Annotated in this window: 23 protein-coding genes; 13 read left to right on the forward strand and 10 right to left on the reverse strand. The window is 62.9% G+C overall.

Annotated elements, in window-relative coordinates:
• The first annotated feature begins 189 nt into the window (after positions 1-189).
• On the forward strand, positions 190-1,359 hold the full coding sequence (locus S7S_RS09740) for an efflux RND transporter periplasmic adaptor subunit (protein WP_144401638.1): 1,170 nt from the start codon (positions 190-192) through the stop codon (positions 1,357-1,359).
• Positions 1,359-4,412 carry an efflux RND transporter permease subunit gene (locus S7S_RS09745; RefSeq protein WP_008735484.1) on the forward strand — a complete coding sequence of 1,018 codons (3,054 nt, stop codon included), beginning with the start codon at positions 1,359-1,361 and terminating at the stop codon, positions 4,410-4,412. Before S7S_RS09740 ends, S7S_RS09745 begins: the two co-directional genes overlap by 1 nt.
• 66 nt (positions 4,413-4,478) lie before the next feature.
• Here S7S_RS09745 and thpR read toward each other — a convergent pair whose 3' ends face one another.
• Entirely contained in the window at positions 4,479-5,015 is a 537-nt protein-coding gene (gene thpR, locus S7S_RS09750; RefSeq protein ID WP_008735482.1) for an RNA 2',3'-cyclic phosphodiesterase, read from the reverse strand.
• Positions 5,016-5,098: 83 nt separating this feature from the next.
• Here thpR and rimO point away from each other — a divergent pair, with 83 nt between their 5' ends.
• Positions 5,099-6,421, forward strand: coding sequence for a 30S ribosomal protein S12 methylthiotransferase RimO (gene rimO, locus S7S_RS09755; protein ID WP_008735480.1), 1,323 nt, complete (start codon positions 5,099-5,101; stop codon positions 6,419-6,421).
• Positions 6,422-7,348, forward strand: a complete 927-nt coding sequence (locus tag S7S_RS09760) for a DMT family transporter (RefSeq protein ID WP_008735478.1) — start codon at positions 6,422-6,424, stop codon at positions 7,346-7,348.
• Here S7S_RS09760 and S7S_RS09765 read toward each other — a convergent pair.
• Complete coding sequence (locus S7S_RS09765) at positions 7,272-8,537, reverse strand: ABC1 kinase family protein (protein WP_008735476.1); 1,266 nt, start codon at positions 8,535-8,537, stop codon at positions 7,272-7,274. The genes S7S_RS09760 and S7S_RS09765 overlap by 77 nt on opposite strands.
• A gap of 240 nt (positions 8,538-8,777) precedes the next feature.
• Between S7S_RS09765 and S7S_RS09770 the strand changes: the two genes are divergently transcribed.
• From S7S_RS09770 to S7S_RS09780, 3 genes are all read left to right on the forward strand, one after another.
• Positions 8,778-9,419 carry a class I SAM-dependent methyltransferase gene (locus S7S_RS09770; RefSeq protein WP_238582886.1) on the forward strand — a complete coding sequence of 214 codons (642 nt, stop codon included), beginning with the start codon at positions 8,778-8,780 and terminating at the stop codon, positions 9,417-9,419.
• Positions 9,420-9,513: 94 nt separating this feature from the next.
• Positions 9,514-11,874 carry an endopeptidase La gene (gene lon / locus S7S_RS09775; protein WP_008735472.1) on the forward strand — a complete coding sequence of 787 codons (2,361 nt, stop codon included), beginning with the start codon at positions 9,514-9,516 and terminating at the stop codon, positions 11,872-11,874.
• 13 nt (positions 11,875-11,887) lie between these two features.
• Positions 11,888-12,571, forward strand: a complete 684-nt coding sequence (locus S7S_RS09780) for a pseudouridine synthase (RefSeq protein ID WP_008735469.1) — start codon at positions 11,888-11,890, stop codon at positions 12,569-12,571.
• 2 nt (positions 12,572-12,573) lie between these two features.
• Here S7S_RS09780 and S7S_RS09785 read toward each other — a convergent pair whose 3' ends face one another.
• Positions 12,574-12,894, reverse strand: coding sequence for an SET domain-containing protein (locus S7S_RS09785; protein ID WP_008735466.1), 321 nt, complete (start codon positions 12,892-12,894; stop codon positions 12,574-12,576).
• 19 nt (positions 12,895-12,913) lie between these two features.
• Positions 12,914-13,564 carry a peptide-methionine (S)-S-oxide reductase MsrA gene (msrA, locus tag S7S_RS09790; protein ID WP_008735464.1) on the reverse strand — a complete coding sequence of 217 codons (651 nt, stop codon included), beginning with the start codon at positions 13,562-13,564 and terminating at the stop codon, positions 12,914-12,916.
• 162 nt (positions 13,565-13,726) lie between these two features.
• Between msrA and S7S_RS09795 the strand changes: the two genes are divergently transcribed.
• Together S7S_RS09795 and S7S_RS09800 are read left to right on the forward strand one after the other, a co-directional pair.
• Positions 13,727-15,421 carry an ABC1 kinase family protein gene (locus S7S_RS09795; protein WP_238582887.1) on the forward strand — a complete coding sequence of 565 codons (1,695 nt, stop codon included), beginning with the start codon at positions 13,727-13,729 and terminating at the stop codon, positions 15,419-15,421.
• A 65-nt stretch (positions 15,422-15,486) separates the two neighbouring features.
• On the forward strand, positions 15,487-16,290 hold the full coding sequence (locus S7S_RS09800) for a M48 family metallopeptidase (protein ID WP_041025980.1): 804 nt from the start codon (positions 15,487-15,489) through the stop codon (positions 16,288-16,290).
• 61 nt (positions 16,291-16,351) lie between these two features.
• On the opposite strand, the gene nfuA is transcribed toward S7S_RS09800, so the two are convergent.
• Positions 16,352-16,945: a Fe-S biogenesis protein NfuA gene (nfuA, locus tag S7S_RS09805; protein ID WP_008735458.1), complete on the reverse strand. Its 594-nt coding sequence runs from the start codon at positions 16,943-16,945 to the stop codon at positions 16,352-16,354.
• A 124-nt stretch (positions 16,946-17,069) separates the two neighbouring features.
• Here nfuA and S7S_RS09810 point away from each other — a divergent pair, with 124 nt between their 5' ends.
• The 4 genes from S7S_RS09810 to S7S_RS09825 all read left to right on the forward strand — a co-directional run bounded on the left by S7S_RS09810 (position 17,070) and on the right by S7S_RS09825 (position 20,942).
• Positions 17,070-18,395, forward strand: coding sequence for an MATE family efflux transporter (locus S7S_RS09810; RefSeq protein WP_008735456.1), 1,326 nt, complete (start codon positions 17,070-17,072; stop codon positions 18,393-18,395).
• A gap of 34 nt (positions 18,396-18,429) precedes the next feature.
• Positions 18,430-18,672 carry a DUF2970 domain-containing protein gene (locus S7S_RS09815; protein ID WP_008735454.1) on the forward strand — a complete coding sequence of 81 codons (243 nt, stop codon included), beginning with the start codon at positions 18,430-18,432 and terminating at the stop codon, positions 18,670-18,672.
• Positions 18,673-18,799: 127 nt separating this feature from the next.
• Entirely contained in the window at positions 18,800-20,461 is a 1,662-nt protein-coding gene (locus S7S_RS09820; RefSeq protein WP_008735453.1) for a nitrite/sulfite reductase, read from the forward strand.
• Entirely contained in the window at positions 20,445-20,942 is a 498-nt protein-coding gene (locus S7S_RS09825; protein ID WP_008735452.1) for a DUF934 domain-containing protein, read from the forward strand. Before S7S_RS09820 ends, S7S_RS09825 begins: the two co-directional genes overlap by 17 nt.
• Positions 20,943-21,015: 73 nt before the next feature.
• Here S7S_RS09825 and S7S_RS09830 read toward each other — a convergent pair whose 3' ends face one another.
• The 5 genes from S7S_RS09830 to nudC all read right to left on the reverse strand — a co-directional run bounded on the left by S7S_RS09830 (position 21,016) and on the right by nudC (position 25,652).
• Entirely contained in the window at positions 21,016-21,978 is a 963-nt protein-coding gene (locus S7S_RS09830; RefSeq protein WP_008735451.1) for a zinc transporter ZntB, read from the reverse strand.
• Between the two features lie 26 nt (positions 21,979-22,004).
• A complete protein-coding gene (locus S7S_RS09835; protein ID WP_008735450.1) occupies positions 22,005-23,000 on the reverse strand; it encodes a YhdH/YhfP family quinone oxidoreductase in 996 nt (331 codons plus the stop codon).
• Positions 23,001-23,064: 64 nt separating this feature from the next.
• On the reverse strand, positions 23,065-24,129 hold the full coding sequence (sohB, locus tag S7S_RS09840; protein WP_052269236.1) for a protease SohB: 1,065 nt from the start codon (positions 24,127-24,129) through the stop codon (positions 23,065-23,067).
• Positions 24,130-24,177: 48 nt separating this feature from the next.
• On the reverse strand, positions 24,178-24,810 hold the full coding sequence (locus S7S_RS09845) for a hypothetical protein (RefSeq protein ID WP_008735448.1): 633 nt from the start codon (positions 24,808-24,810) through the stop codon (positions 24,178-24,180).
• A complete protein-coding gene (gene nudC, locus S7S_RS09850; RefSeq protein WP_008735447.1) occupies positions 24,807-25,652 on the reverse strand; it encodes an NAD(+) diphosphatase in 846 nt (281 codons plus the stop codon). The genes S7S_RS09845 and nudC overlap by 4 nt, the downstream gene beginning before the upstream one ends.
• Positions 25,653-25,661: the final 9 nt, after the last annotated feature.

The raw sequence follows: 25,661 nt of genomic DNA on the forward strand, positions 1-25,661 counted from the left end.
TCCTTCAGGCAGCATAGGTGGCTATTCTCGCAGCCGGCGCGGGCTCGGACCAGTCACCGACACACTTGATTTCAATTATTGAACTCATCCGTACACTAATTATATACTGGCGTTTTCGCTTGCTGATAAACATGGAAGACGACCATCTGGCCGTCAGCAAAATCAAACGCGGTAAGCGATTGATTTTTCGTGTCCACCTTTGCGGACCTGCGCCGCAAAGGTGGCTTCAAAAAGCGTCGAAGAGGCTTTTTCAACACCCTGCTAGGAGACCTCATGCGATCCTCCCTCTTGCGCACGGCGAGCCATGCCGCCCTGATGTTGCTGCCTGCCTTGTTCGTGACAGGCTGTGGGCCGACAGAAGCTACTGTTGATAAGCCCGCCGCAGCGCCAGTTAAAGCCGTCGTCCTGCAACTGGCCGTGTTGGATGCCTGGACACTTAGCGGTACTGTCCATGCCCATATTAAATCGCCACTGGCGTTTCGGGTCGGCGGCCAAATCATTGCCCGGCATGTCACCGCCGGGGAGGCGGTGACAAAAGGCCAGCCGCTACTGACTCTGGATGAAAAAGATCTGCGTGAGCAATTGGCGTCTGCCCAGGCGCAGCTCAACAGTGCTCGCGTGGAGGCTGACAACGCCGCATCCGAAAGCAAGCGCATGCAGGATCTCGCCGGGCAGCGGCTGGTGTCTGCCCAAGTCGCGGACAACACCAGGACCATTGCCGAAGCGGCCTTGCAGCGCGCCGCAGCCGCCGAAGCACAGTGGCAGCAGGCCCGCAACGCCAGCGCTTATGGCACGCTGACGGCGCCCGCCGATGGCGTCATCCTCGACTTGCAGGCGCAACCCGGCCAGGTGGTAACAGCCGGCCAGCAGGTGGCGCTGCTGGCCCATGACGGGCCGCGTGAAGTTGAGATATTCGTGCCGCAGGAACGGCGCCAGACGTTGCCAGAACAGGCGCAGGTATTACTTGCCGGCAGCGACTCAGAGGTCACCGCCACCTTGCAGGAAGTGGCTGGCGCGGCTGACGCGATGACCCGCACCTGGCGTGCCCGCTATCGTCTCGACGACCCTGCCCCGCCCGGCGCAGATCTGGGCAGTATTGCCCGCATACGCTTCTCGACGAAAGTCGCCTCCCCCGGGCCGATTTACAAAGTGCCACTTGGCGCCCTCTCCGAACGCGGCGAAGGGGCGCGGCTGTGGGTGATCACGGAGGATGGCCAGGTGCGGCCGCACCCGGCTCAGGTGCTGGGGCTGGATACCGAGGACGCCTTTGTCCTCACCACGCTGCCACCGGAAACACAAATCGTAGCGCTGGGCACCCATTTGCTGCATGACGGCCAGCACGTGCGGGTAGTCCGCTGATGGCGATCCCCAACCTCTCCGCCCTGGCGGTTCGCGAACGTGCGGTAACGCTGTTCTTCATCATTCTGATCGGCCTGGCAGGGCTGAGTGCCTTTATGTCGCTCGGCCGTGCCGAAGACCCGGCATTCACCATCCGGGTGATGATGGTGTCCGCCACCTGGCCCGGCGCCACCGCCAAAGAGATGCAGGAGCAGGTCGCAGCGCGTTTGGAAAAACGCATTCAAGAAGTCGAATACTTCAAACGCGTCATCACCACGGCGCGGCCCGGCCGGGTCGACATGCAGATCGAGTTTGAAGATTACGCGCCCGGCGACATGGTGCCACAGCTGTTTTACGAGACCCGCAAACGCATGCAGGACGAGGCGCCGCACATGCCGCCGGGGGTCACCGGGCCGATCGTCAATGACGATTTTTCCGATGTCTATTTCAGCCTTTATGCGCTGACTGCACCCGAACTGCCACCACGACTGCTGGCGCGGGAGGCGGAGGTGATACGCGACAGGCTGGCGCGTGTTGAGGGCGTGCGCAAGGTCGATCTGCTTGGCGAGCGGGCGGAACGCATCTTCATCGAGTTCGACAATACGCGCATCGTAAACCTTGGCATTTCCATGCCCGCTGTGCTGGATGCCGTGGACGCCCAGAACCAGCTGGCGGCGGCAGGCTATATTGAGACCCAGGGGCCGCGCAGCTATCTCCGCCTTACCAATGGCCCGACCAATCCCGACACCCTGCGAGAGCTGCCGATTCGCGTCGAGGGCCGGCTGCTGCACCTGGGTGATATTGCCGAGATCCGCCGCGGCTACGAAGACCCACCCTCCTACCTGGTCCGCGCCAGTGGCGAGGATGCGGTGTTGCTGGGCGTCGTCATGGGACGCGGCGAGAACGGCCTTGATCTGGGCGCCCGCCTTGACGACTTCACCGAAGCGGAAAAAGCCCGCCTGCCGCTGGGCCTGACATTACACCAGCTCACCAATCAGGCCGACGCCATCAGTGAGGCGGTGAACCTGTTTCAGGTGAAATTCTTTGTTGCCGTGGCCGTGGTGACGCTGGTGTGTTTCCTCGCCATCGGCTGGCGCGCCGGCATTATCGTGGCGATCACCATTCCGCTGACGCTGGCGCTGACGTTTCTGCTGATGCGGGCCACCGACATCAACCTTGACCGGATCACACTCGGCGCGCTGATCATCGCGCTGGGGCTGCTGGTAGATGACGCGATCATCGCCATCGAAATGATGCTGGTCAAAATGGAGCAAGGCTGGGAGCGCATCGAGGCTGCCGCCCATGCCTGGAAAGTGGCTGCCGCACCGATGCTGTTTGGCACTCTCGTCACCGTGGCCGGGTTCGTGCCGATCGGTTTCGCCGAATCGGCAGTCGGCGAGTTTGCCGGCAATATTTTCTGGGTGCTGGCCTATGCCCTGCTGGTATCGTGGCTGGTGGCGGTGATCTTTACCCCCTACCTGGGCGTGAAACTGCTGCCGGACATTGCCCGGCCGCACGCCCAGCATGATCCGTATGATTCACCGCGTTACGTGCGCCTGCGCCGCTGGATAGGCCTGTGCGTGCGGCGGCGCAAGACGGTGGTATTCGGCACCCTCGGGCTGCTGGTGCTGGCTGCGCTGTTGATGGCCGCGACGGTGCAGCAGCAATTCTTCCCAAGCTCTGACCGCCCGGAGGTGCTGGTAGACATCTATATGCCCGAAGGCACCGCCATGGAACGCACTGACGAGGTGACCCGGCGCATTGAGGCGCTGCTGCGCGATATGCCCGGCGTGAAAACCCTGTCGGCCTATGTCGGCGCCGGTGCGCCACGCTTCTTTCTTGCGCTGAATCCAGAGCAACCTAATCCTGCGTTCGCCAAGATCATTGCCGTGGCCCATGACAGCGAGCAGCGCCGTGCCATCGAAGCGGCGCTTCAAGCGCGCGTGGATGCCGGCGAGTTTCCCGAAGCCCGCGTGCGCGTTCACCATTTGCTGTTCGGCCCACCTGTGGTGTGGCCGGTGTCGTTCCGCATCAGCGGCCCCGACCTTGTCACGCTGCGCCATATTGCCGAACGGGTACGCGCGGTCGCGGCGGATACACCGCATGTGTCGCAAGCACACCTGGAGTGGGGAGAGCGCGCCCCGGTGATTCGCTTGCAAATGGACCCGGATCGCCTGCGCCTGCTGAACCTCACGCCGCGCGACGTCGCCCAGCAATTCCAGTTCGAGCTGGACGGGCTGCCGGTCACCCATGTGCGCGAGGACATCCGCAGCGTCGAAGTGCGCGCACGCGGCCTGCCCAGCGCACAGCCGCCGTCGCTGCGTGATATGGAAATCAAGACTATGGATGGCCGCAAAATCCCAGTGGCGCAGCTTGGGGAAGTCGTTATCGAGTACGAGGATCCGGTGCTCAAAGGCTACAACCGGGAACCCTTTATCGCGGTGAACGCAGAGATTGACGGCGCGCAGGCAATCAATGTTACCCATGCGGTGTGGGATGCCCTGCACCAGGTGCGGGCAGATTTGCCGGAGGGGTATCAGATCGAGATCGGCGGCTCGGTGGAGTCCTCCAGCGAAGCCGATGCGTCAATCCAGAAGATGCAGCCGATCATGGTGGCGCTGATGCTGATCTTCATCATGCTGCAAATGCGGTCTTTCTCCGGCACTTTCGTCGTCATGGCCACGGCACCGCTGGGCGTAATTGGCGCGGTGCTGGCGCTGCTGTTGTTCAATCAGCCGTTCGGCTTTGTGGCCTTGCTGGGCCTGATTGGTCTGGCCGGTATCCTGATGCGCAACACACTGATCCTCACCCAGCAAGTGACCGACAACGTCAATCATGGCATGACCATGCTGGATGCGGTGATCGAAGCGGCGGTACGGCGCGCGCGCCCGGTGGTGCTCACTGCGCTTGCCGCTGCGCTGGCGTTCATTCCGCTGGCCACTGATCCCTTTTGGGGGCCGCTGGCTTATGTGCTGATTGGCGGCGTGTTGGTAGGCACGTTGATTACGCTGCTGTTTGTGCCGGCGTTGTATGCGCTGCTGTTCCGCCTGCCCAGGCCGTCGCCGCCGCAATAGCGCCATTCATGATCGCTATCCAACGGTCAAGCCGCACAACTCAACCCGTGGCCGTTGCGGTAACGACTACCGCTGGCCGGCCAGTGGCCAGCGCGCCACTGGCCGATAACGCCGCCCCTCACCATCCGGCCTTTCGCTGGAATACAGCACCACCTCGTTAGCGTCGAGTTGTAGCGGTGCTGGCGGCGGCAGCGGCGTACCACGGGTACGCGCCCGGGTCAGAGTCACATGGGGGCGAAAACGCTGTTCTTGTCTTGCCAGCGTCAATCCCGCCTCGGTGCAGGCCTGTTGCAGCCGTTCATGCAAAGTGAGCAACGCAGCCACGGCCTCGCCTTCCAGTGCCAGAATCGGGCTGTTGCTGTGCGGAAATGGCGCCGGGCCGGCCAGTGGCTGATGAATAGCAGCCGACTGCACGCAGATACCACCCACAGCGGGCGCCAGCAGGTCCAGTGTGGCGCTGTCGGTGTGCCCGAGAAACACCAGCGTCAGGTGCCAGTCATCCGCCATTTCCCAGCGCATTGAGGCCGTCGCACCAGCGCCACACCAGCCCTGCAACTGGCGACGCAGTGTGCCGGTAACCGGCAATCCCAGGAAACAGCGCATGCTCTTGCTCCGTTGTAGCCAGGCATAGCCGTCAGCGCCCGCGCCAAGGTAGAATTGCGCCCCCGCAAAGGAGACGTCCTCGCATGCCTGGTAAGGTCGGTTTTGTAAGCCTCGGTTGCCCGAAGGCATTGGTCGATTCAGAACGCATTCTCACCCAGTTGCGCACCGAGGGCTATGACGTGGTCCCGACCTTTCAGGACGCCGACGTCGTGGTGGTCAATACCTGTGGTTTTATCGACGCGGCCAAGGCCGAATCACTGGAAGCCATCGGCGAAGCGCTGAACGAAAACGGCAAAGTGATCGTCACCGGCTGCCTGGGCGTGCAGGAAGACGATATCCGTCAGGTGCACCCACAGGTGCTGGCCGTCACCGGGCCTCAGCAATACGAACAGGTAGTCAATGCAGTACACGAGGTTGTGCCGCCGAAAGCCGAGCACAATCCGTTCGTGGATCTGGTGCCACCGCAGGGCATCAAGCTCACCCCGCGTCATTACGCTTACCTGAAGATTTCCGAAGGCTGCAACCACAAGTGCAGCTTCTGCATCATTCCCAGCATGCGCGGCAAACTGGCCAGCCGGCCGGTCGGCGAGGTGCTCGACGAAGCGCAGCGGCTGGTGCGCGCCGGCGTGCAGGAACTGCTGGTCATTTCACAGGATACCAGCGCCTACGGCGTGGACCTGAAATACCAGACCGGCTTCTGGGACGGCATGCCGGTGAAGACCCGCATGCTGGAAATGTGCCAGGCGCTGGGCAGCATGGGCGTCTGGGTGCGGCTGCACTATGTGTACCCGTATCCGCACGTGGACGAGGTTATTCCACTGATGGCCGCCGGCAAAATCCTGCCCTATCTGGATATTCCCTTCCAGCATGCCAGCCCGCGCATCCTGTCGCTGATGAAGCGGCCGGCGCATGCGGAAAACACGCTGGAGCGTATCCGCCGCTGGCGCGAAATCTGCCCGGACCTGACCATTCGCAGCACCTTTATTGTCGGTTTTCCCGGTGAAACCGACGAGGATTTCGAATTGCTGCTGGACTGGCTGGAAGAGGCGGAACTCGATCGCGTCGGCTGCTTCACCTACTCTGCGGTGGAGGGCGCCCCCGCCAATGAGCTGCCGGACCCGGTGCCGGAAGAGGTTGCCGCCGAACGCCTTGAGCGGTTCATGAATGTTCAGGCGCGGATCAGCGCGCGCCGGCTGGCACGCAAGGTCGGCCGTGATATCGAGGTATTGATCGACGAAGTCGATGACGAGGGCGCCATCGGCCGATCCCAGGCCGACGCCCCGGAAATCGACGGGCTGGTGTACCTCAACGGCGAGACGGATCTCAAACCGGGCCAGCGCGTATGGGCCCGGGTGGAGCACAGTGACGAGCACGATCTCTGGGCAAGCCTCGTCGACAAAAACTGAATGCAAAACCAGGTAGGGCGTGGTGCACTACTGCTGATATTCAGCGAACTGCTGCTGGCGGTCATGGCGGCAATGGTCAAGCACGTCAGCCAGGATCTGCCACCGGAAGTCGTGACTTTTTTTCGCAACCTGCTCGGGCTGGCCGTGCTGTTGCCGTTCCTGCTGCAGCGCGGCGGCCTGCACGCCATGGCCACCCGTCGTCTTGGCGGCCACCTGATCCGCGCCGTGGCAGGCCTGGCCGCGATGTACTGCTACTTTTACACCATCGCGCATATTCCGCTGGCAGAAGCCGTGCTGGTGAAAATGACCACGCCGTTTCTGATGCCGCTGATTGCCTGGCTATGGCTCGGTGACCGTATCGGCGCGCGCACCCTGCTCGCCATCATGCTCGGCTTTGTCGGTGTCAGCTTTGTGTTGCGGCCGGTGCCCGGCCACTTCGACCCGGTGCACCTGGTGGCGCTGGCCGGCGCGGCGCTGATGAGCGTGGCCATGGTCGGTATCCGCAGTATTTCCGACACCGAACCGCCGCGCCGCACGGTGTTCTGGTTCGGCGTGTTCAGTTCGCTCATTTCCGCCGTGCCACTGCTCTGGGTACGTCCCCTGCCCGGCCCGGAACACTGGCCCTGGCTGGTCGCCATCGGCGTGGTGGCCACAGCAGCGCAGATCACCATGACCACCGCCTACAAGCTGGCCAGCCCCGGCCGGATCGGGATTTACAACTACACCTCCGTGGTGTGGGCGGCGTTGCTCGGGCTGGTGTTCTGGGCCGAGGCGCTGCACTGGAGCACGCTGGTGGGTACTGCGCTGATCTTCGCCGCCGGCGTCTGGAACCTGGAACGCAAAGGCCGTGTCAGTGCTGCACACGACGTTCCGGTGGTGTCCAGTCAAACGGCACCTGATAAGTCATCAGGAACCCGCCTATCGTGATCAATACCCGGGATATCCCGATATAGGAATCGGGGATCCTGACTTTCTGCTCACGGAATTTTTCCATCAGTTCCTGCATTGCTTCCAGCGGGTGCTGGCCACTCAGGCGATCGCTGAGCACATACATGGACAGGTCGCGCAGTGTCTCCGGGTTGCCACCGACAAATCCCGCGCGGGCGAACAGGTCACCCACATCCACATCACCGGCAAACCCCATCAGCCCGTACAGCAGGTGCGAGTAATGCCGGACCTCCTCCGGAGTCAGGCGGCCGATGGCGCCGAAGTCGAGGATGGTGATCTCACCCGCATCGTTGACGATGAAGTTGCCGGGATGCGGGTCAGCCTGGTAGATACCAAACCGTGTCACCTGTTGCAGGTAACTCGCGAACAGCGCGCCAAGCAGACGCGATGCCTCGTCGGGGTGCACATCAAGGTATTCGCGCAGGCGGTGGCCATGCACCCAACCGGTGATCATCACCGACTCACTGCTCAGGTCGTCGTGCAGCACCGGCACGCTGATACCGGCCGGATGCGGCAGACGCGCAAACCGGCGCAGGTTTTCAGCTTCGTTCCGCAGATCGAGTTCTGCCGCCGTCATGGCCAGCAACTGTTCTGTCACCTGTACCACGTCCAGTTCATGGACCAGCGGTGCGAGCAGGCGGGACAACAGCCGGAAAATGCGGCTGTCCTGCTCGAACAGGCGCGCCACTTCCGGCAGGCGTATCTTCACCGCCACTTCTTCCCCGCTGACCAGGCGTGCGCGATGCACCTGCGCAATCGAGGCGGTGGCCACCGGCACCAGGTCGAATTCGCTGAAACGGCTGGTCCAGTCGGCCCCCAGCGCTTCGGCCAGCACCGGCTTCAGCAGATCGAAATGCACCGGCTGGGCGGCGTTCTGAAGTGTTTGCAGGGAATCGATGTACTGGGACGGCAGCACATCCGGACGACAACTGAAAAACTGCGCCGCCTTGACCCAGCTCGCGCCATTGCGGCGGCACAGCCGGGTGATGCGCAGGGCGGCATCGGCGTGCACTTCCTCCAGCGTACGCTGGCTGCGTGCACGCTGCCGGCCGTATACCGCCAGCACTTCGGCCATGGTCGCCAGCGCACGCAGATAACGTCCACGGCCGGTCACCAGCGAACCCAGTGCACGCGCACCGATACCTATATTCTCTCGCAGCCCGACCAATGGGGCCTCCCCGGTTCAACTCATAATCTGCCCGATGCTGCCGGGCGGGTCCTGCCTGTGACGGCCTGTGCAGGCCGCTGTTGTTATGCATATATGTTATGCACACACCTTAGCGGGAATGCCGGGCAAGTTGAACAATCGGCGACAGCTTCGTAAGGTGTGCATCACACATTCTGCCGCCAGAATGTGTGTGTTGCTATCACCGCACCCCAGTAAAGCGTCTCCCGGCACGGAGAGGCCATGACCCGAGGAATCCGAATGCCCGCCAGCAAGGCCAATGAGATCCGTACCCGGGGCATCACCATCCTGCAGAAGAGCCACCCCGATATCCGCCGGCTGCGGCGCGAAGCCCACATCCCCTCGATCCACGGCAACAAGGTCTGGAACTCCAGCTTTGTCGTCATGGACTACCTCAAGCGCCACCGGCCGCCGGAAGGCAGCCGCCACATGGATATCGGCTGTGGCTGGGGCGTGCTGGCGGTGTACAGCGCCAAGCGCCTGGGGCTGGATGTGACGGCGGTGGACGCCGACCCGGATGTGTTCCCCTACCTTGACCTGCACGCAGAACGCAACGGTGTGACGATCACCACCCGGCGGGCCCGCTTTGAACGCCTGACACGCAAGCAGATGCAAGGCGTGCATACGATCACTGGCGCCGATGTGTGCTTCTGGGACGAATTGACCCCGGTGCTGTTCAAGCTGATCCGCCGGGCACTGTCCGCTGGCGTGCAGCAGATCATCATCGCTGACCCCGGTCGTGCACCCTTTTATGCGCTGGCGGAGCAATGCATCGAGCGTTTCGATGCGCGCCTGGAAGAACGGCGCACCAGCAAACCCCGCCCGGCCAGCGCCGATCTGCTGATTATTGAACCGCCCCGCTGACACCCTGCCCGGGGGCGCAAAGCGCCCCCATTGAATTTCCCGCCACTGTCGCCATCATTCAGGCATTCACGCCCCAAACAATGGAATGCGACCGATGAGTGATGAGCAGGCAACCCAGCAGCCCGGCCTCTCCCTGGTACTGCCGGAGCAGCGTCCGCAGCGGATTTATCTGCTGCCCGTCAACCAGCGCCCTTTTATGCCCGGCCTGGTGCAGCCCGTATTGTTCAAGCCGGATATCTGGCAACAGACGGTGGAGCGGGTCAGCCAGACACCCCACCACACCCTCGGGCTGGTCTATACCGGGGACCGTGCCCCCGAAGAGGTCGGCCCCGATGATTTCCCCGAGTACGGCTGCCTGGTGCGCGTGCATAACGCCGCCAGCGAGTCCGGTATGCTGCAACTGGTCGCCCAGGGGCTGGCCCGTTTCCGCATTACCGGCTGGCTCAGCCGCAAGCCCCCCTACCTGGTGGAAGTGGAATACCCGGAAGCGGAAGAAGAAGACTCCGATTCAGTGAAGGCCTATGCCCTGGCCATCATCAACACCATCAAGGAGTTGCTGCCGCTTAACCCGCTCTACAACGAAGGGCTGAAACTCTACCTGCAGAACTTCAGCCCGCGCGAGCCGTCTCCACTGACCGATTTTGCGGCGGCACTGACCACGGCCTCCGGCGCCGAGCTGCAGGGCGTACTGGAAACCGTGCCACTGCTCAAGCGCATGGAAAAAGTGCTGGTGCTGCTGAAGAAAGAGCTGGAAGTCGCACGGCTGCAGAACAGCATCAATGACCAGGTCAACGAAAAGGTCTCTGCCCAGCAACGGCAGTTCTTCCTGCGCGAACAGCTCAAGATCATCCAGAAAGAACTGGGGCTGGCCAAGGACGACCGCACCGCAGATGTGGAGGAATTCGAGGCCCGCGTGGCTGACCTGGCGCTGCCCGGTGCCGTGGCGAAACGGTTCGAGGAAGAGCTGAAGAAACTCTCAGTCCTGGAAACCGGCTCACCGGAATACGCTGTCACCCGCAACTATCTCGACTGGCTGACACAGGTGCCGTGGGGCAAGCTGTCCACCGACAACCTGGACCTGGGTCATGCCCGCAAGGTGCTGGAGGAACATCATGCCGGCCTGGCGGACATCAAGGACCGCATCATCGAGTTTCTCGCCATCGGTGCCATGCGCGGTGAAATGCGCGGCGCCATCATCCTCCTGGTCGGCCCGCCCGGTGTCGGCAAGACCAGCATCGGCCGCGCCATTGCCGAATCGCTCAACCGGCGTTTCTATCGGCTGAGCCTGGGGGGCATGCGCGACGAAGCCGAAATCAAGGGACATCGCCGCACCTATATCGGGGCCATGCCGGGCAAGCTGGTACAGGCACTGAAAGAAACCGGCACCAGCAACCCGGTGATCATGCTCGACGAGATCGACAAGCTTGGCCAGTCATTCCAGGGCGACCCCGCGTCTGCCCTGCTGGAAGTGCTGGACCCCGAGCAGAACCAGCAATTCCTGGATCACTACCTTGATCTGCGCGTGGACCTGTCACACACGCTGTTCATCTGCACGGCCAACACCCTGGATTCGATCCCCGGCCCGCTGCTGGACAGGATGGAAGTGATCCGGCTCGGCGGTTACATCACCGCCGAGAAAGTCGAGATTGCACGCAAGCATCTGTGGCCACGGGCCCTGGAACGTGCCGGGGTGAAACCGTCGCGGCTGAAAATTTCCGACAGTGCCCTGCGCGAGGTGATCGAGGGCTATGCCCGCGAGGCCGGCGTCCGCAACCTGGAGAAGCAGTTGAACCGCATCGTCCGCAAGGCAGTGGTGCAACTGCTGGACGGTCGGCGCAGCCTGTCCGTCACAGGCAACACTCTGCAGGAATTTCTCGGCAAGCCGTACTTTCGCCCGGAAAAACTGCAACGCGGTGTGGGAGTGGTCACTGGCCTGGCCTGGACGTCCCTGGGCGGCGCCACGCTGGCGGTCGAGGCCGCCCGCGTGCACAACCATGGTCGCGGCTTCCGCCAGACCGGCCAGCTCGGTGACGTGATGCGGGAATCCAGTGAAATCGCCTACAGCTTTGTGTCCAGCCACATCGAAGAGTATGGCGCCGACAAGGACTGGTTTCGTGAAGCCTTTATCCATCTGCACGTGCCGGAAGGCGCAACACCGAAGGACGGCCCCAGTGCCGGCGTCACGATGGCGACTGCGCTGATTTCGCTCGCGCGCAACCAGCGCCTGCCACGCAAACTCGCCATGACCGGCGAACTGACCCTGACCGGGCAGGTACTGCCGGTCGGCGGCATCCGCGAAAAGGTGATCGCCGCACGGCGTGTCGGCCTGCGCGAGCTGGTGCTGCCGGAAGCCAACCGGCGCGACTATGACGAACTGCCGGACTACCTGCGCGAGAAAATGACGGTACACTTCGCCAGCCATTATGACGACGTGTTCAAGACGGTATTCGGTTGAGGCAGACGACACATTGACCCAGGCCCCGTTGCAGGAACGCCCTTATTACATCGTGCCCCGCTGCGATGAGCCCGTGCGCACCCTGTACCGGGATGCCCACTGCTGGGTGGTGGAAAAGCCATCGTTGCTGTTGTCGGTGCCAGGCCGTGGCCCGGAGAACCGCGACTCGGTGACCTGGCGCCTGCAACAGGACGAGCCGGAAGTACGGGTGGTACACCGGCTTGACCTGGACACCTCCGGGCTGATGGTGTTCGCCATCGGCATCGAAGCACAACGTCGCCTGAACCGGGCCTTTGCTGAACGGGAAGTCAGCAAGACATACGAAGCCGTGGTGGACGGGCTGGTGGAAGACGACGCCGGCGAGATCACCTTGCCGATCATCGCCGACTGGGCCAACCGGCCTCGGCAGAAAATCTGCTTCGAGCGCGGCAAGCCCTCCCTCACCCGGTACCGGGTGCTGGACAGAGACCGCAACGATGACAGGACCCGCCTGCGGCTAACGCCCGTTACCGGCCGCTCGCACCAGCTGCGCATCCATCTCCGGGAGATTGGCCACGCCATCCTCGGCTGCGACCTGTACGCACCGCCAGCTGCCCTGGCACGCAGCGAACGGCTGCTGCTGCATGCCACCGAACTGGGTTTCAACCACCCTGCCACCGGCCTGTGGCACCAGTTCAGTTCTGCCGTGCCTTTCTGATGTCAGGCCCAGTCATCACCGTAGTGATGCAGTAGCTCTTCACCCGCCTGGATGTCCCGCAGTGTCATGACGCTCAGGTCTTCGTAGTAGGCCACATTCGGTTGCGCGGCGTGGTTGATGTAACGCAGATCGCAGGTCACCTGGACCGGCCGCGTCGCCTCATCCAGCCACAACACGTGCGGGCCGGCCCCGGCCGCCGGCTGTGTTGCGCAGATACCGAGCTCCGTCTCGGCGGGAATATCGACACGGGCAAACAGGCCCCTGCCATGTACCGGTGATGCACCGACATACACCAGTTCCTGTCGGAGATAAGCGCTGCTCATGCAAACCCTTTCATTTCATTCAGCCAAATGCGGACACCGGGCAACTCACTCCGGTGCCCCCCAGCCCGCAGTATCCGTTCGGGTGACGATCCAGATATTGCTGGTGATAGGTTTCAGCATAATAAAATATCGGCGCCGGCAGGATTTCCGTAGAAATCTGTCCGAGCCCGGCCTGGTCCAGCGCGTGCTGATAGGCCGCCCGGCTTTGCGTGGCCAGCTGCTGCTGGGATGCATCAAAGCAGTAGATGCCGGAGCGATACTGTGTCCCCACATCATTGCCCTGGCGCATGCCCTGCGTCGGATCGTGGCTTTCCCAGAACACTTTCAGCAACGTCTCATAGGTGGTCTGCGCGGGATAAAATACCACCAGCACCACTTCATTGTGCCCGGTGAGGCCACTGCAGACTTCCTCGTAGGTCGGGTTCGGTGTCAGGCCACCGGCATAGCCGACCGCCGTCACGCGCACGCCCGGCTGCTGCCAGAAACGCCGTTCCGCGCCCCAGAAGCAGCCCAGCCCGAACAGGGCCTGCTGGTACTGCCCGGGCCAGGGCGGTGTCAGTGCCAAACCGGTGACGCGATGTGGTTCAGTCACCGGCATGGCCTGCTCGCGCCCCGGCAGGGCCTGCTCCGCCGTGGGCATCTGTTGTTTGTCAGCGTTGCTTCGCCACATAAACGGCCTCCGTATTACCGACCACTCGCCCCATCGTGCTTGCAGCCGGTCAACAAGATCATTACATATCAGTAAACACCAAATGCGGCACACTGACGCTTTACCATGGTCATGACGTGGAGAATGGTGGTCCACGTTGCCGCTTTCAAGGCACGTACAATCGTGCCACACGACGATGACAAGGGAGTGTTTCCATTGGGGCTGCTTGATACCGGCAAGGATCTGCGTCGCGCCAACACACTGGCGACCATCCTGCTCAAGTACGGTTTTGGTGATGTGATCCGCCGCCTCGGGCTGGCCGCGCCGCTGGAACAGGCCGGCAAGCTGGTGCGCACCAGCATTGATCGCGATTTGCTGACCATGCCACCACCGCAGCGGCTGCGCTGTGCACTGGAGGAAATGGGGCCGACGTTCGTCAAGCTCGGCCAGATCCTGGCCACCCGTGTGGACATGTTCCCGCGTGAATGGATCGATGAGTTCGAGCGCCTGCAGGACAACACCCCGGCATTGCCCTTCGAACAGCTCTTGCCGATGGTGGAGCAGGCGCTCGGCAAACCGGTCACCAAGGTCTTCCGCAACATTGATCCGGTACCGCTGGGCGTGGCTTCCATTGGCCAGGTGCACCGCGCCACCACCCTGCGTGGTGAACAGGTGGTACTGAAAATCCAGAAGCCCGACATCCGCGCCAAGATCGATTCCGACCTGCGTCTGTTGCGCCATGTGGCTCGGCTGGCCGTGGACAACTCCGCCGAGTTGCGCCGTTACCGGCCCGTGGAACTGGTGCGCGAATTCGAACGCTCACTCAGCCGTGAACTGGATTTCACCATCGAGGCGCGCAACGCCGACCGCATTCGCAAGAACCTGCGCAAGCTGGAATGGGTCAAGGTACCGCGGGTGTACTGGTCCTGGACCAGCCCCACCCTGAGCGTGCAGGAACTGATCGAAGGCATCCCCGCACGGCAGCTCGAACGCCTGGAAGCCGCCGGCATGGACCGCCCGCTGATTGCCCGCCGTGGCGCCGCCATCGCCTGGAAAATGGCACTGGAGGACGGCTTCTTCCACGCCGATCCGCATCCAGGCAATTTCCTGATCATGCCCGGCAACCGCATCGGCATGCTCGACTACGGCATGGTCGGCAAACTGTCCCACTCACGCCGCGAGCAGATGGTGCAGATCATGAAATCGGTGGTGCTGCAGGAGCCGGAAGGCTGTGCGGCGGTGCTGGCCTCCTGGTCCGATGGCCAGCCGGTGAAGTATGAAGCGCTGGTGGCCGACGTCGAGGATGTGATCTCGCTTTACTATGGCATCCCGCTGGAAGACCTGGATGTCGGCGCCCTGCTCAACGACATCACCGGCCTGCTGCGCAACCATAATCTGGTCTTGCCGCCGGATATCGCCTTGCTGATCAAGGCGATCATCACGCTGGAAGGCTTCGGGCGCCTGATCCACCCCGGCTTTGACGTGATGAGCGAGGCCGAGCCGCTGATACGCCGCATGCTGCGCCAACGCTACAGCCCGACGCGGCTGGCAAAGAACCTGAGCCTGAAGGCCCTCGACGCGGTAGACCGCCTGTATGCACCGCCAGCGCCCGCCGGCAACCCCGTCAGCGAAGGCAACGGCATCGATCCCCGCCATCTGGAACGGCTGGTGCGGCATATCGAGCGCTCTCAGTATCGACAGGTGCAGGCGATGCTCGTCACAGGCGGTATAATCGCCGGAGCCGTGATGCTCGGTGGGCGCACCCCGCCGACCCTGTGGGACATATCGCTGTTCGGTCTGCTGGTGTTTCTCGGCAGTACCACCTGGGGCGCCTGGCTGATGCTGGTGTCGCGCCGTTACCTGCGCGAATGGGAATGAACCGGCGCATCCGGCGGTCATAACATCCTGAATACTGTGCCGACCGGACGCCAAGGAGTGCCTGAATGAGTCGCCGCCACCTGTCACTGACGAAAACCGTGCTGGTCACCACCGCCGCACTGATCGCTGCCTGCAGCACATCGCCGCTGGGCCGCAACCAGTTCCTGCTGATGCCGGCAGCGGAAATGGACGAAATGGGCGTCGCCGCCTACAACCAGATGAAAAGCGAAACCCCGGTCAGCAAGGACAGCCGCAAGGTCGCCTATGTCCGCTGCATCGCGGACAACATCACCACCAGCCTGGACAGCGACCAGCAATGGGAGGTGAACCTGTTTCAGGACGACAGCGCCAACGCCTTCGCCCTGCCCGGCGGCAAGATCGGCGTCAATACCGGGCTGCTCAAGGTGGCCACCAACCAGCACCAGGTGGCCGCCGTGATGGGCCATGAAGTGGGCCATGTGCTGGCCCAGCACTCCAATGAACGGGTGTCGCTGCAATACGCCACGCAAAGCGGCATGCAGATTCTTGCCGCCATGGCCGGCGAAGCCACCCAGGAAAAACAGATGCTGTTTGGCCTGCTGGGGCTGGGCGCGGAATACGGTATTGCCCTGCCGTTCAGCCGCAAACATGAAAGCGAGGCCGATGTGATCGGCCTGCAGCTGATGGCCCAGGCCGGCTTCGACCCGCGGGAAAGCGTGTCACTGTGGGAGAACATGGCCGCCGCCAGCGGCGGCAGCCCGCCACAGTTCCTGTCCACGCACCCGTCCCATGCCACCCGTATCCGCGACCTGCAGGCGCGCTTGCCGGAGGTGATGCCGTTGTATCAGCAGGCCCAGGCGGCGGGCCGCCGGCCGAACTGCACGCCCTGAGCGCGTGTGCCGGAAACAGAAAGGGGCGCTGCAAGGCGCCCCTTTCGTATCGTGATACCGCTTACTTGTAGTATGCGTTTTCGGTCATGGAGTGGTCCGTCTTGTCGCGGACTGCGGTCAGCTCCGGCAAGCGCTCCTTGAGGGTTTTCTCCACCCCGCTCTTCAGTGTCATGTCCACCGCCGAGCAGCCCTGGCAGCCACCGCCAAATTCCAGGATGGCAACATTGTCATCGGTCAGTTCCAGCAACTGCACATTGCCTCCGTGCGCCGCCAGGCCGGGGTTGATCTCGGAGTACAGCACGTAGTTGATACGCTCTTCCAGCGAGGCATCGTCACTCAGTTCCGGTACCCGGGACTTGGGCGCGCGGAAGGTGAGCTGGCCGCCCATGCTGTCCTTCTTGTAATCAATGACGGCATCTTCCAGGTAGCGCACGCTGCTGCCGTCGATCCAGGCGTGAAAGCCTTCATAATCGATGCGCACATCATTGCCTTCCTGCTCACCTTCGGGGCAGTAGGCCATGCAGCACTCTGCATGCGGCGTACCGGGGCGTTCTACAAAAATACGTACACCAATCCCCGGCGAGCTCTGTTTGGCGAGCAGGTCGCGCAAGTAGTCCTGAGCGGTCGGGGTTACCGTAATCAGCGTTTCTGCCATGAGTCTCTCGGGCTGAGAATTTCCGACTATTTTAGTCAAGTATGCAGCAGCATGCCAGCATCGCTCACGGGCGTGCCTGCAACGGCTCTGCTATGCTTGCCCCCTTTTCCGCCAGGACCACACTGTGCTTGACCGGGACCGCAGCCGCCGCATCCTTGCCCTCGCCCTGCCAATCATGGCTGCCATGGCCAGCCAGAGCCTGTTGAACCTGGTCGATGCAGCCATGGTCGGCAGCCTCGGTGACGCCGCCCTGGCCGCCGTGGGCATCGGTGGCTATGCCAACTTCATGGCCATCAGCCTGGTGCTTGGCCTCGGTGCCGGGGTACAGGCCGTGGTGGCGCGGCGCAAGGGCGAAGACGCCAGCGACGTGTATGCCGTCCCGCTGAACGCCGGCCTGCTGCTGGGCCTGGGCATTTCGATACCGATCCTGCTGTTTTTCCTGCTGTTTGCCGGTGATCTCGTCAACTTTCTCAACACTGATCAGGCCGTGCGCGAGCTGGCGGAACCCTATCTGCTGGCGCGCATCGGCGGTGTCTTTGCGGTGGCAATGAATTTCAGCTATCGCGGCTACTGGAACGGCATCAATCGCTCCGGCGTCTACCTGCGCACCCTGGTCACGGTGCATGTCGTCAACGTGATCCTCAGCTACGGGCTGATCTACGGCGCTTTCGGCCTGCCGGAACTGGGCAGCACCGGCGCCGGCATTGGCACCACCGTGGCGCTGTACGCCGGCAGCCTGCTGTACCTGCTCCAGACCTGGCGCGAAGGCCGTGTGCACGGCTTCATGCGCGCGTTGCCGACACGGGCGACGCTGGCCAGCATCCTGCGCATTTCGGCGCCGAACTCGTTGCAGCAATTGCTGTTCTCGGCCGGGTTGACGGTGCTGTTCTGGATCATCGGCCGTATCGGCACCGCTGAAGTCGCGGTGTCGCATGTCCTGATCACGCTGGTGCTGTTCCTGATCCTGCCGGCCATCGGCCTGGGCCTGTCCGCCACCTCGCTGGTCGGCCAGGCACTGGGGCGGCGCGACGCCGAGGACGCCTACCGCTGGGGCTGGGACGTGACGCGCATCGCCACGCTGCTGCTGGGGCTGATGGCGATGCCCATGTGGCTCGTGCCGGACCTCATCCTGGGCGTGTTCCTGCACGACCCGGCGCTGATCGAGCTGGGCCGGCTGCCACTGATGATCACCGGCGTCGCCATCTGCCTGGACGGCATCGCCATTGTGTTTACACAGGCCCTGCTGGGGGCCGGCGCCGCCCGCTCGGTGATGCTGGTGACACTGTGTGTACAGTGGTTTTTCTTTCTGCCGCTTGCCTATATCATCGGCCCCGTGCTGGGCGCAGGTCTGCTGGGCGTCTGGATACTCCAGGCCGGGCAACGATTATTGACCTCCACCCTGCTGGGCTGGCTCTGGGTCCGTCGACGCTGGGCCAGTATTGAACTTTGAGCGGCCTTCATGGCCGCTGCCCGGGAGAAACCCCATGCAAGATAACCAGCCTGTTCCCATCCAGGACAATCCCGAACCAGGCAAACCGAATCTGTTTCAGGTGATCTGGAGCGTGATCGCCGCGCTGTTCGGTGTACAAAGCGGCAAGAACCGCGAGCGGGACTTCAAGCAAGGCAAGGCCGGCGACTATATTCTGGTCTATGTGGTGCTGGTGGTGGCGATGGTGCTGGGCATGGTGGTCACCGTGAACATGGTGCTCGACGCGGCCAGTAAATAACCGCCGTCCATAACCATATAGCGATATAGTCCTTTTCGCTCCAGAACCGATTTGCTAGAGTGCGCGGCCCTCACGTAAAGGCGTGAGGGCCTGATTAATGAATGACTTAGGGTGATGTCCCGACGCCATGTACGTATACCAGGATTATGACCGCCAGCTGCTGAACGAGCGCGTGGCACAGTTCCGCGACCAGACCCGCCGCTATCTGGACGGGCAGCTCAGCGATGACGAGTTTCTGCCGCTGCGTCTGCAGAACGGCCTGTATATCCAGCGCTATGCACCGATGCTGCGTGTTTCGGTGCCCTACGGCATGCTCAACAGCACCCAGTTGCGCACGCTGGGCCATATTGCCCGCACCTGGGACAAGGGCTATGCCCACGTCTCGACCCGCCAGAACATTCAGTACAACTGGCCGGAGCTGGAAAACGTACCGGACATCCTCGCCGAACTGGCCAAGGTGGAGATGCACGCCATCCAGACCAGCGGCAACTGCATCCGCAACGTCACCACTGACGAATTCGCCGGCATCAATGCCGCAGAAGTCGAGGACCCCCGTCCCTGGTGCGAAATCATCCGCCAGTGGGCCACCTTCAACCCCGAATTCGCCTACCTGCCACGCAAATTCAAGATTGCCGTGAACGCGGTGCCGAACGAAGACCCGGCATTGATCGGCGTGCATGACATCGGTGTGCAGATCGTTCACCGTGATGGCGAAACCGGCTTTACCGTGCTGGCGGGTGGCGGCCTGGGCCGCACACCGATGACCGGCGAAGTGATCGGTGAGTTCGTGCCGTGGCAGCACCTGCTGTCGTACCTGGAAGCGATCCTGCGCGTATACAACAAGTACGGCAATCGCGACAACAAGTACAAGGCGCGCATCAAGATCCTGGTAAAGGCGCTCGGCGCAGAAAAATTCCGCGAGCTGACCGAAGCCGAATTCGCCGAGCTGAAAGACGGCCCGATCACCCTGACCGCCGACGAAGTCGATCGCATGCGCGGTCATTTCAGCGAACCGGCCTATGACGGCAGTGCCACTGACCAGCCGGCCGCGCTGACCGAGGCGCTGGCATCAAGCAAGGCGTTCAATCGCTGGTACCACACCAACGTGCACGCCCATCGCCAGCCGGGCTACGCGGCGGTGACGCTGACACTGAAAAAGACCGGCCGCGCGCCCGGCGACATCACCGATACCGAATTCGATGCCGTCGCTGACCTTGCCGATCAATACAGCTTTGGCGAATTGCGCACCACCCACCAGCAGAACATCGTGCTCGGCGATGTGCGCCAGGACCAGCTGTTTGCCCTGTGGGAAGCACTGGAAGTGCTCGGCTTTGCGACACCGAACCTGAAACTGCTGACCGATATCATCGCCTGCCCCGGCGGTGATTTCTGTTCGCTGGCCAATGCCAAGTCGATCCCGATTGCGGAAGCCATCCAGCGTCATTTCGAAGACATGGACTACCTGCACGATCTCGGCCCGATCGACCTGAACATTTCCGGCTGCATGAACGCCTGTGGCCATCACCACATTGGCCACATCGGCATTCTTGGCGTGGACAAGAAAGGCCGGGAGTACTACCAGATCACCCTGGGAGGTCGTGGTGACAAGACCTCGCGTATCGGCGAAAAACTCGGCCCCTCGTTCGAGGCCGACGAAGTGGTGCCGGTAATCGCCAGGCTGGTCGACCTGTACGTGGAACAGCGCCAGCCGGACGAGCTGTTCATCGACACCTACGAACGCCTGGGTATCGACCCCTTCAAGGAGCGCGCTTATGCCAGCCATCATTAAAGACGGTACCATCGTCGATGATTCCTGGCAGCGCCTGACTGCCGAACAGATTGAACAGCAAGGCCTGCCGGCCGAAGGCGACCTGATCGTGCCGCTGCCGGTGTGGCAGGCGCAGCGCGATGCCATCGCCGCACGGGCGGGTCGCACCGCCGTGTGCCTGGAGCCAGGCGAGGAGCCCTCCGAAATCGCAGCCGACCTGGATCGCCTGCCGCTGGTGGCCATCGATTTCCCGGCTTTCAAGGATGGTCGCGGCTATTCCTACGCACGCGAGCTGCGCACCCGCTACCAGTACACAGGTGAAGTCCGCGCAGTGGGCGATGTGCTGCGCGATCAGCTGTTCTACATGCACCGCGTCGGCTTCAATGCCTTCCAGATTCGTGCGGACCGCGACATTGAAGATGCGCTCAACGGCCTGAAGGATTTCTCCGTCACCTATCAGGGCGATGTGAACGATCCGCGTCCGATCTACCGTCGCCGCTGAGGCCGACGGCAATAAAAAACCGCGCAAATGCGCGGTTTTTTATTGCCCGGGGAAAGCAGGCCCGGGTCTACAGCTAAAGCCACTTCCAGCGCTTGAGGACCACCGCCATCACCAGCCCGATGATCAGCAGCCCTGTCGCGAAGACCATGAAACCGTTGTGTGATTCAGCCCCCGGCATGCCCCCAAGGTTGACGCCCATCAGGCCGGTAAGAAACCCCATCGGCAGGAAGATGATCGAGACAATCGCCAGCACATACATGCGCTGGTTGAGCGCATCCGCAAGACGATTGCTGAGGTCTTCCTGGGCAATCAGGGCATGCTCCCGCGCGGCATCAAGATCTTCCAGCAGACGTTGCAGCCGGTCCGCCACTTCGCGCAACTGGCCGCGCTCACGGTCCGACAGCGGGCTGGCGGGGTCCACCAACCGGGCCAGCGCATCACGCTGCGGCGCCAGAAAACGGCGCAACACCGTCACCCGGCGCCGCACCAGCGACATCTCGCCGAGCATGGCACGGCTCTGGCGCTGCATCGCGGCTTCCTCGTACTCACCGACCTGCTCTTCCACCTGATCGACCACGTCTTCCATGTTCCAGGTGAGGTCATCGACCAGTTCCACCAGCAGGCCATAGCTGGTGCCAGGCGCATCGCCCTGGTCAGCCCGGGCCAGCAGGCTGCTGACCGCACGCAGTTGCCGCCGCTGGGTGCTGATTACGCGGCCCGGTGTCACCCACAGGCGAATCGCGATCATGTCTTCCGGCTCGGCACCGGGATTGAGATTGACGCCACGCAGGTAGACCAGCAGGCCCTCCTGCATCATGGTCACACGCGGCCGGGTTTCCTGCGCCAGCAGGGCATCGGAAACCAGTGCCGGCACATCTTTCTGCTCATACAACCAGACAGACGAGGCGTCTGCGGTGTAGTCCAGATGCACCCACAGCAGCCCCTGTGATGGCTCCCACTGGCAGACACCCTCCCAGTCGAGCGTACGGGCGCCGCCCCGGCCATCCAGCAGCACGGCATGCACGAGTCCTTCCATGGCGCTCTCCTTGGCTTTTATCGACGTCAGGCGAGGTTCACCAGCACACGGCCCCGCACACCGCCCTGAAGGATCGTATCAAACCAGGGCACCAGGCCGGCCAGGTCGGTTTCCGCAGCGCACAGTGATTCCAGCACGGGAATGCGCCAGTCCGTCGCCAGCCGCTCCCACACCGCCGCCTTGGTCGCCAGCGGTTGCTCCACACTGTCCACACCAAGCAGACGCACGTTGCGCAGGATAAAGGGGAACACGGTCAGCGGCAGGTCAGTGGACGCAGCCAGGCCACAGCAGGCCACCGCGCCGCCATAGCTGGTGCTTTTCACGGCGTTCGCCAGTGGCTCGCCGCCCAGGGTATCCACTACCCCGGCCCAGCGCGGTTTCAGAACCGGCTTGCTGGCCCCGGCCAGCATTGCCTCACGGTCAATCAGCGCCGTGGCGCCAAGTTGTGTCAGCCAGTCCGCTGCCTCGGCCTTGCCGCTGCCTGCCACCACCTGGAAACCCAGGTGCGCCAGCAATGCCACGGCAAAAGAGCCCACACCGCCGGTGGCACCAGTGACCAGCACTTCACCATCGGCCGGCGTGACACCGGCATCCAGCAGCGCCTGCACGCACAGCCCGGCCGTCAGGCCGGCAGTGCCGTGCAGCATGGCGACACGCGCATCCAGCCCGCCGGGCAGTTTCAGCACCCAGCCCGCCGGGACACGGATGTATTCGCCATAGCCTCCGGCGGTATTCATGCCCAGGTCATAGCCGGTCACCAGTACCGGCGTGCCTTCGGCGAAGGTATCAGTGCTGTCGGTGACCACGACCCCGGCGGCATCAATGCCCGGTGTATGCGGGTAATTGCGCGTCACGCCCCGGTTGCCGCTGGCCGACAGCGCATCCTTGTAGTTCAGCGAAGACCACTGCACCCGGATCAGCACATCACCGGGTGGCAGGTCATCCAGAGAGCGCTGCACCAGACGGGTGGCGAAGCCATCGCCTTCCTCGGCCGTCTGCAACGCATTGAAGGTGTCCGTCATCGGTGCTCTCCTCGATGCTCTCTTCGGTGCTCTCTTCGGTGCTCTCTTCCGTGTTCTCTTCGGTTCACTGCCACCAGCGCTGCGCGCCGCGATGGAACCAGCGCTCGGTAACGCGCATCACCGCTGCCTCGAACGACAGGCCCAGGCGCTCCGCCAGCTTCTGGCGAGTGTGCCAGGTCACCTCATACACTTCCGCGTCGCGGCAGCGTCCCAGCAGGTATTCGTCACTGGTCTGGATCTCGTCCACCAGCCCCAGCTCCTTCGCCCGACTGCCAAACCAGTGCTCACCGGTCGCCACCTTGTCGATATCCAGGCCTCGGCGGTGTTCGCGCACGAAGTCCTTGAATAGCACATGGGTGTCTTCCAGTTCTTCCTGGAATTTCTGCCGGCCATGCTCGGTGTTCTCGCCAAACATGGTCAGGGTGCGCTTGTATTCGCCGGCAGTCATCAGCTCGACGTCGATCTCGTTCTTGCGCAGCAAGCGATGGAAATTGGGGATCTGTGCCACCACACCGATGGAGCCCAGCACCGCAAACGGCGCTGCGACAATGCGATCGGCGATGCAGGCCATCATGTAACCACCGCTGGCCGCAACGCGGTCCACACACACGGTGAGCCGCACGCCCTGGCTACGGATGCGCTTGAGCTGAGAGGCCGCCAGGCCGTAGGAATGCACCAGGCCACCCGGGCTTTCCAGCCGCACCATGACTTCATCCTGTTTATCAGCAACCTGTAGCAAGGCACTGATTTCTCTGGACAATGCATCGACTCCACTGGCCTGCACATCACCGTCAAAATCGAGCACGAAGACCCGTGGCTTGCTGGGCGCGCCACCGGGTACGGCATTGGCCTTCTTGTCGGCCTTGGCCCTGGCCTTCTCCTCTTTACGCTGCTGTTTGCGGGCCTGCTTGCGCTCGCCCTCCGGCAGCACCGCCTCGCGGATGCCGTCGCGCAGTTCATTGAACTCTTCGTTCAGGTGCCGCACCCGGATATCCCCGTGCTGGTCACCGCCCTGCCCACGCTGCCGCGCAGCGGTGGACACGATACCGCCCACCACAAACAGAATCGCTACCACGAGGGTAGCGACCTTGGCGAGAAACAACCCGTATTCACTCAAAAACGCTATCACTCACTGCTCCTGACTCGTTTCACGCCTGCCCCGCGCCACGCGGGGAATTCACTCCAGCATCGCCGCTTCGGCGACCCCGTTCAGCGGCCGGCCTTCCAGTTGGCCCGCCGACGGAACGACCTGGAAAATAGCACCATCTGCCATCGGCAGATAGGCCACACCCATGACCGAGGTATTCAGCAACAGACCGCCCTCGCCGTCATGGATATCAAATACTACCGGCGCCCGATGGATGCTGTGCCGGGTACGCTCGCGGGAACGCTCGTGTTCCAGCGCCAGATAACGCCCCTGGATACTGTCCAGCTGATAGCCCGGGCGGGCGCCGAACAGGGCAAACAGCCCTTTCCAGGACACCACCCGCACATCCAGCTGCCAGAGATCGCCGCGCAGGGCGTAATCATGGCTTTGCCCGTCCGGCAACGCCACCGTGGCAACAAAATTCTGGGGCCCCAACTCGCGAAAGCTGACCGTCGCCACCGGTGTTTCCGGCTTCAGTTCGCTGTAGCTGTACAGGTTCATCGCATACAACGCGCTGTACACCGCCAGCCCGACCAGCAACAGGCCGGCGCTGCCCTTGAGCCATTGCAGCAGCCATTGCTGACGCAGCAGCACCCAGGCGCCCAGACCGACCAGCACCAGACTCAGGCCGATCAGCACGATCGGCACGCCACTGAAATTCATTCATTACCCCCTTCCGCCAGTGCCTTGCGGCGCTGGACCCAGTCCTCGATCAATGCCCGCGCAATGCTGCCGGTGGGCGGAATCGGCGGCAGGTCACTGTAGTGCCACCAGTGCGCCTCGACGATTTCCTCTCCGTCCACGTTAATGTCCCCTTCCGCGTAGTCGGCATGGAAACCAAGCATCAGCGCGTGGGGGAACGGCCAGGACTGGCTGGCGTAGTAGTGCAATGTGCCGAGCTTGAGTCCGGTCTCTTCGAACACTTCACGGTGCACCGCCTGCTCGGCGCTCTCGCCCGCCTCGATAAAGCCGGCCAGGCAGCTGAAAAACCGCGCCGGAAACCGCGCCGCACGCGCCAGCAACACCTCGTCCCCGCGCGTCACCAGCGCGATCACGCAGGGCGAAATGCGCGGGTACTGGGTGTAACCGCAATTCGGGCAGGCCATGGCACGGTCATGGCGGTGGCTTTCCGCACGGGTGCCGCAGCGGGAACAGAACTGGTGATTGCAGTACCAGGTGGCCACCTGGGAGGCGCGGCCGGCCATGGCGAAGGTCAGCTCGTCCAGCTCACCCAGCAACCGGCGCAGTTCCGACAGATAGAAACCGGGCGGCACCTGCGCCGGGTCGTCCAGGGGCACCGCAAAACAGTCCTGCTGGCGCAGCCGGCCCAGATACAGCGGCTCGGCGCCCGGCAGGCCGATCTCTTCCACCGTTTCGCCTTCCGGCAGCAACGGCAACGACGGGTCCTCACTGACCATCAGCCGGCCGTCGTGGAAGACGAACCACAGGGCGCGGCCATTCAGGGCCGCCGGCATGCTGGCCAGGAATTCCAGATCACTATGCACGCATCAACC

Source organism: Isoalcanivorax pacificus W11-5 (assembly GCF_000299335.2).
Classification (GTDB): domain Bacteria; phylum Pseudomonadota; class Gammaproteobacteria; order Pseudomonadales; family Alcanivoracaceae; genus Isoalcanivorax; species Isoalcanivorax pacificus.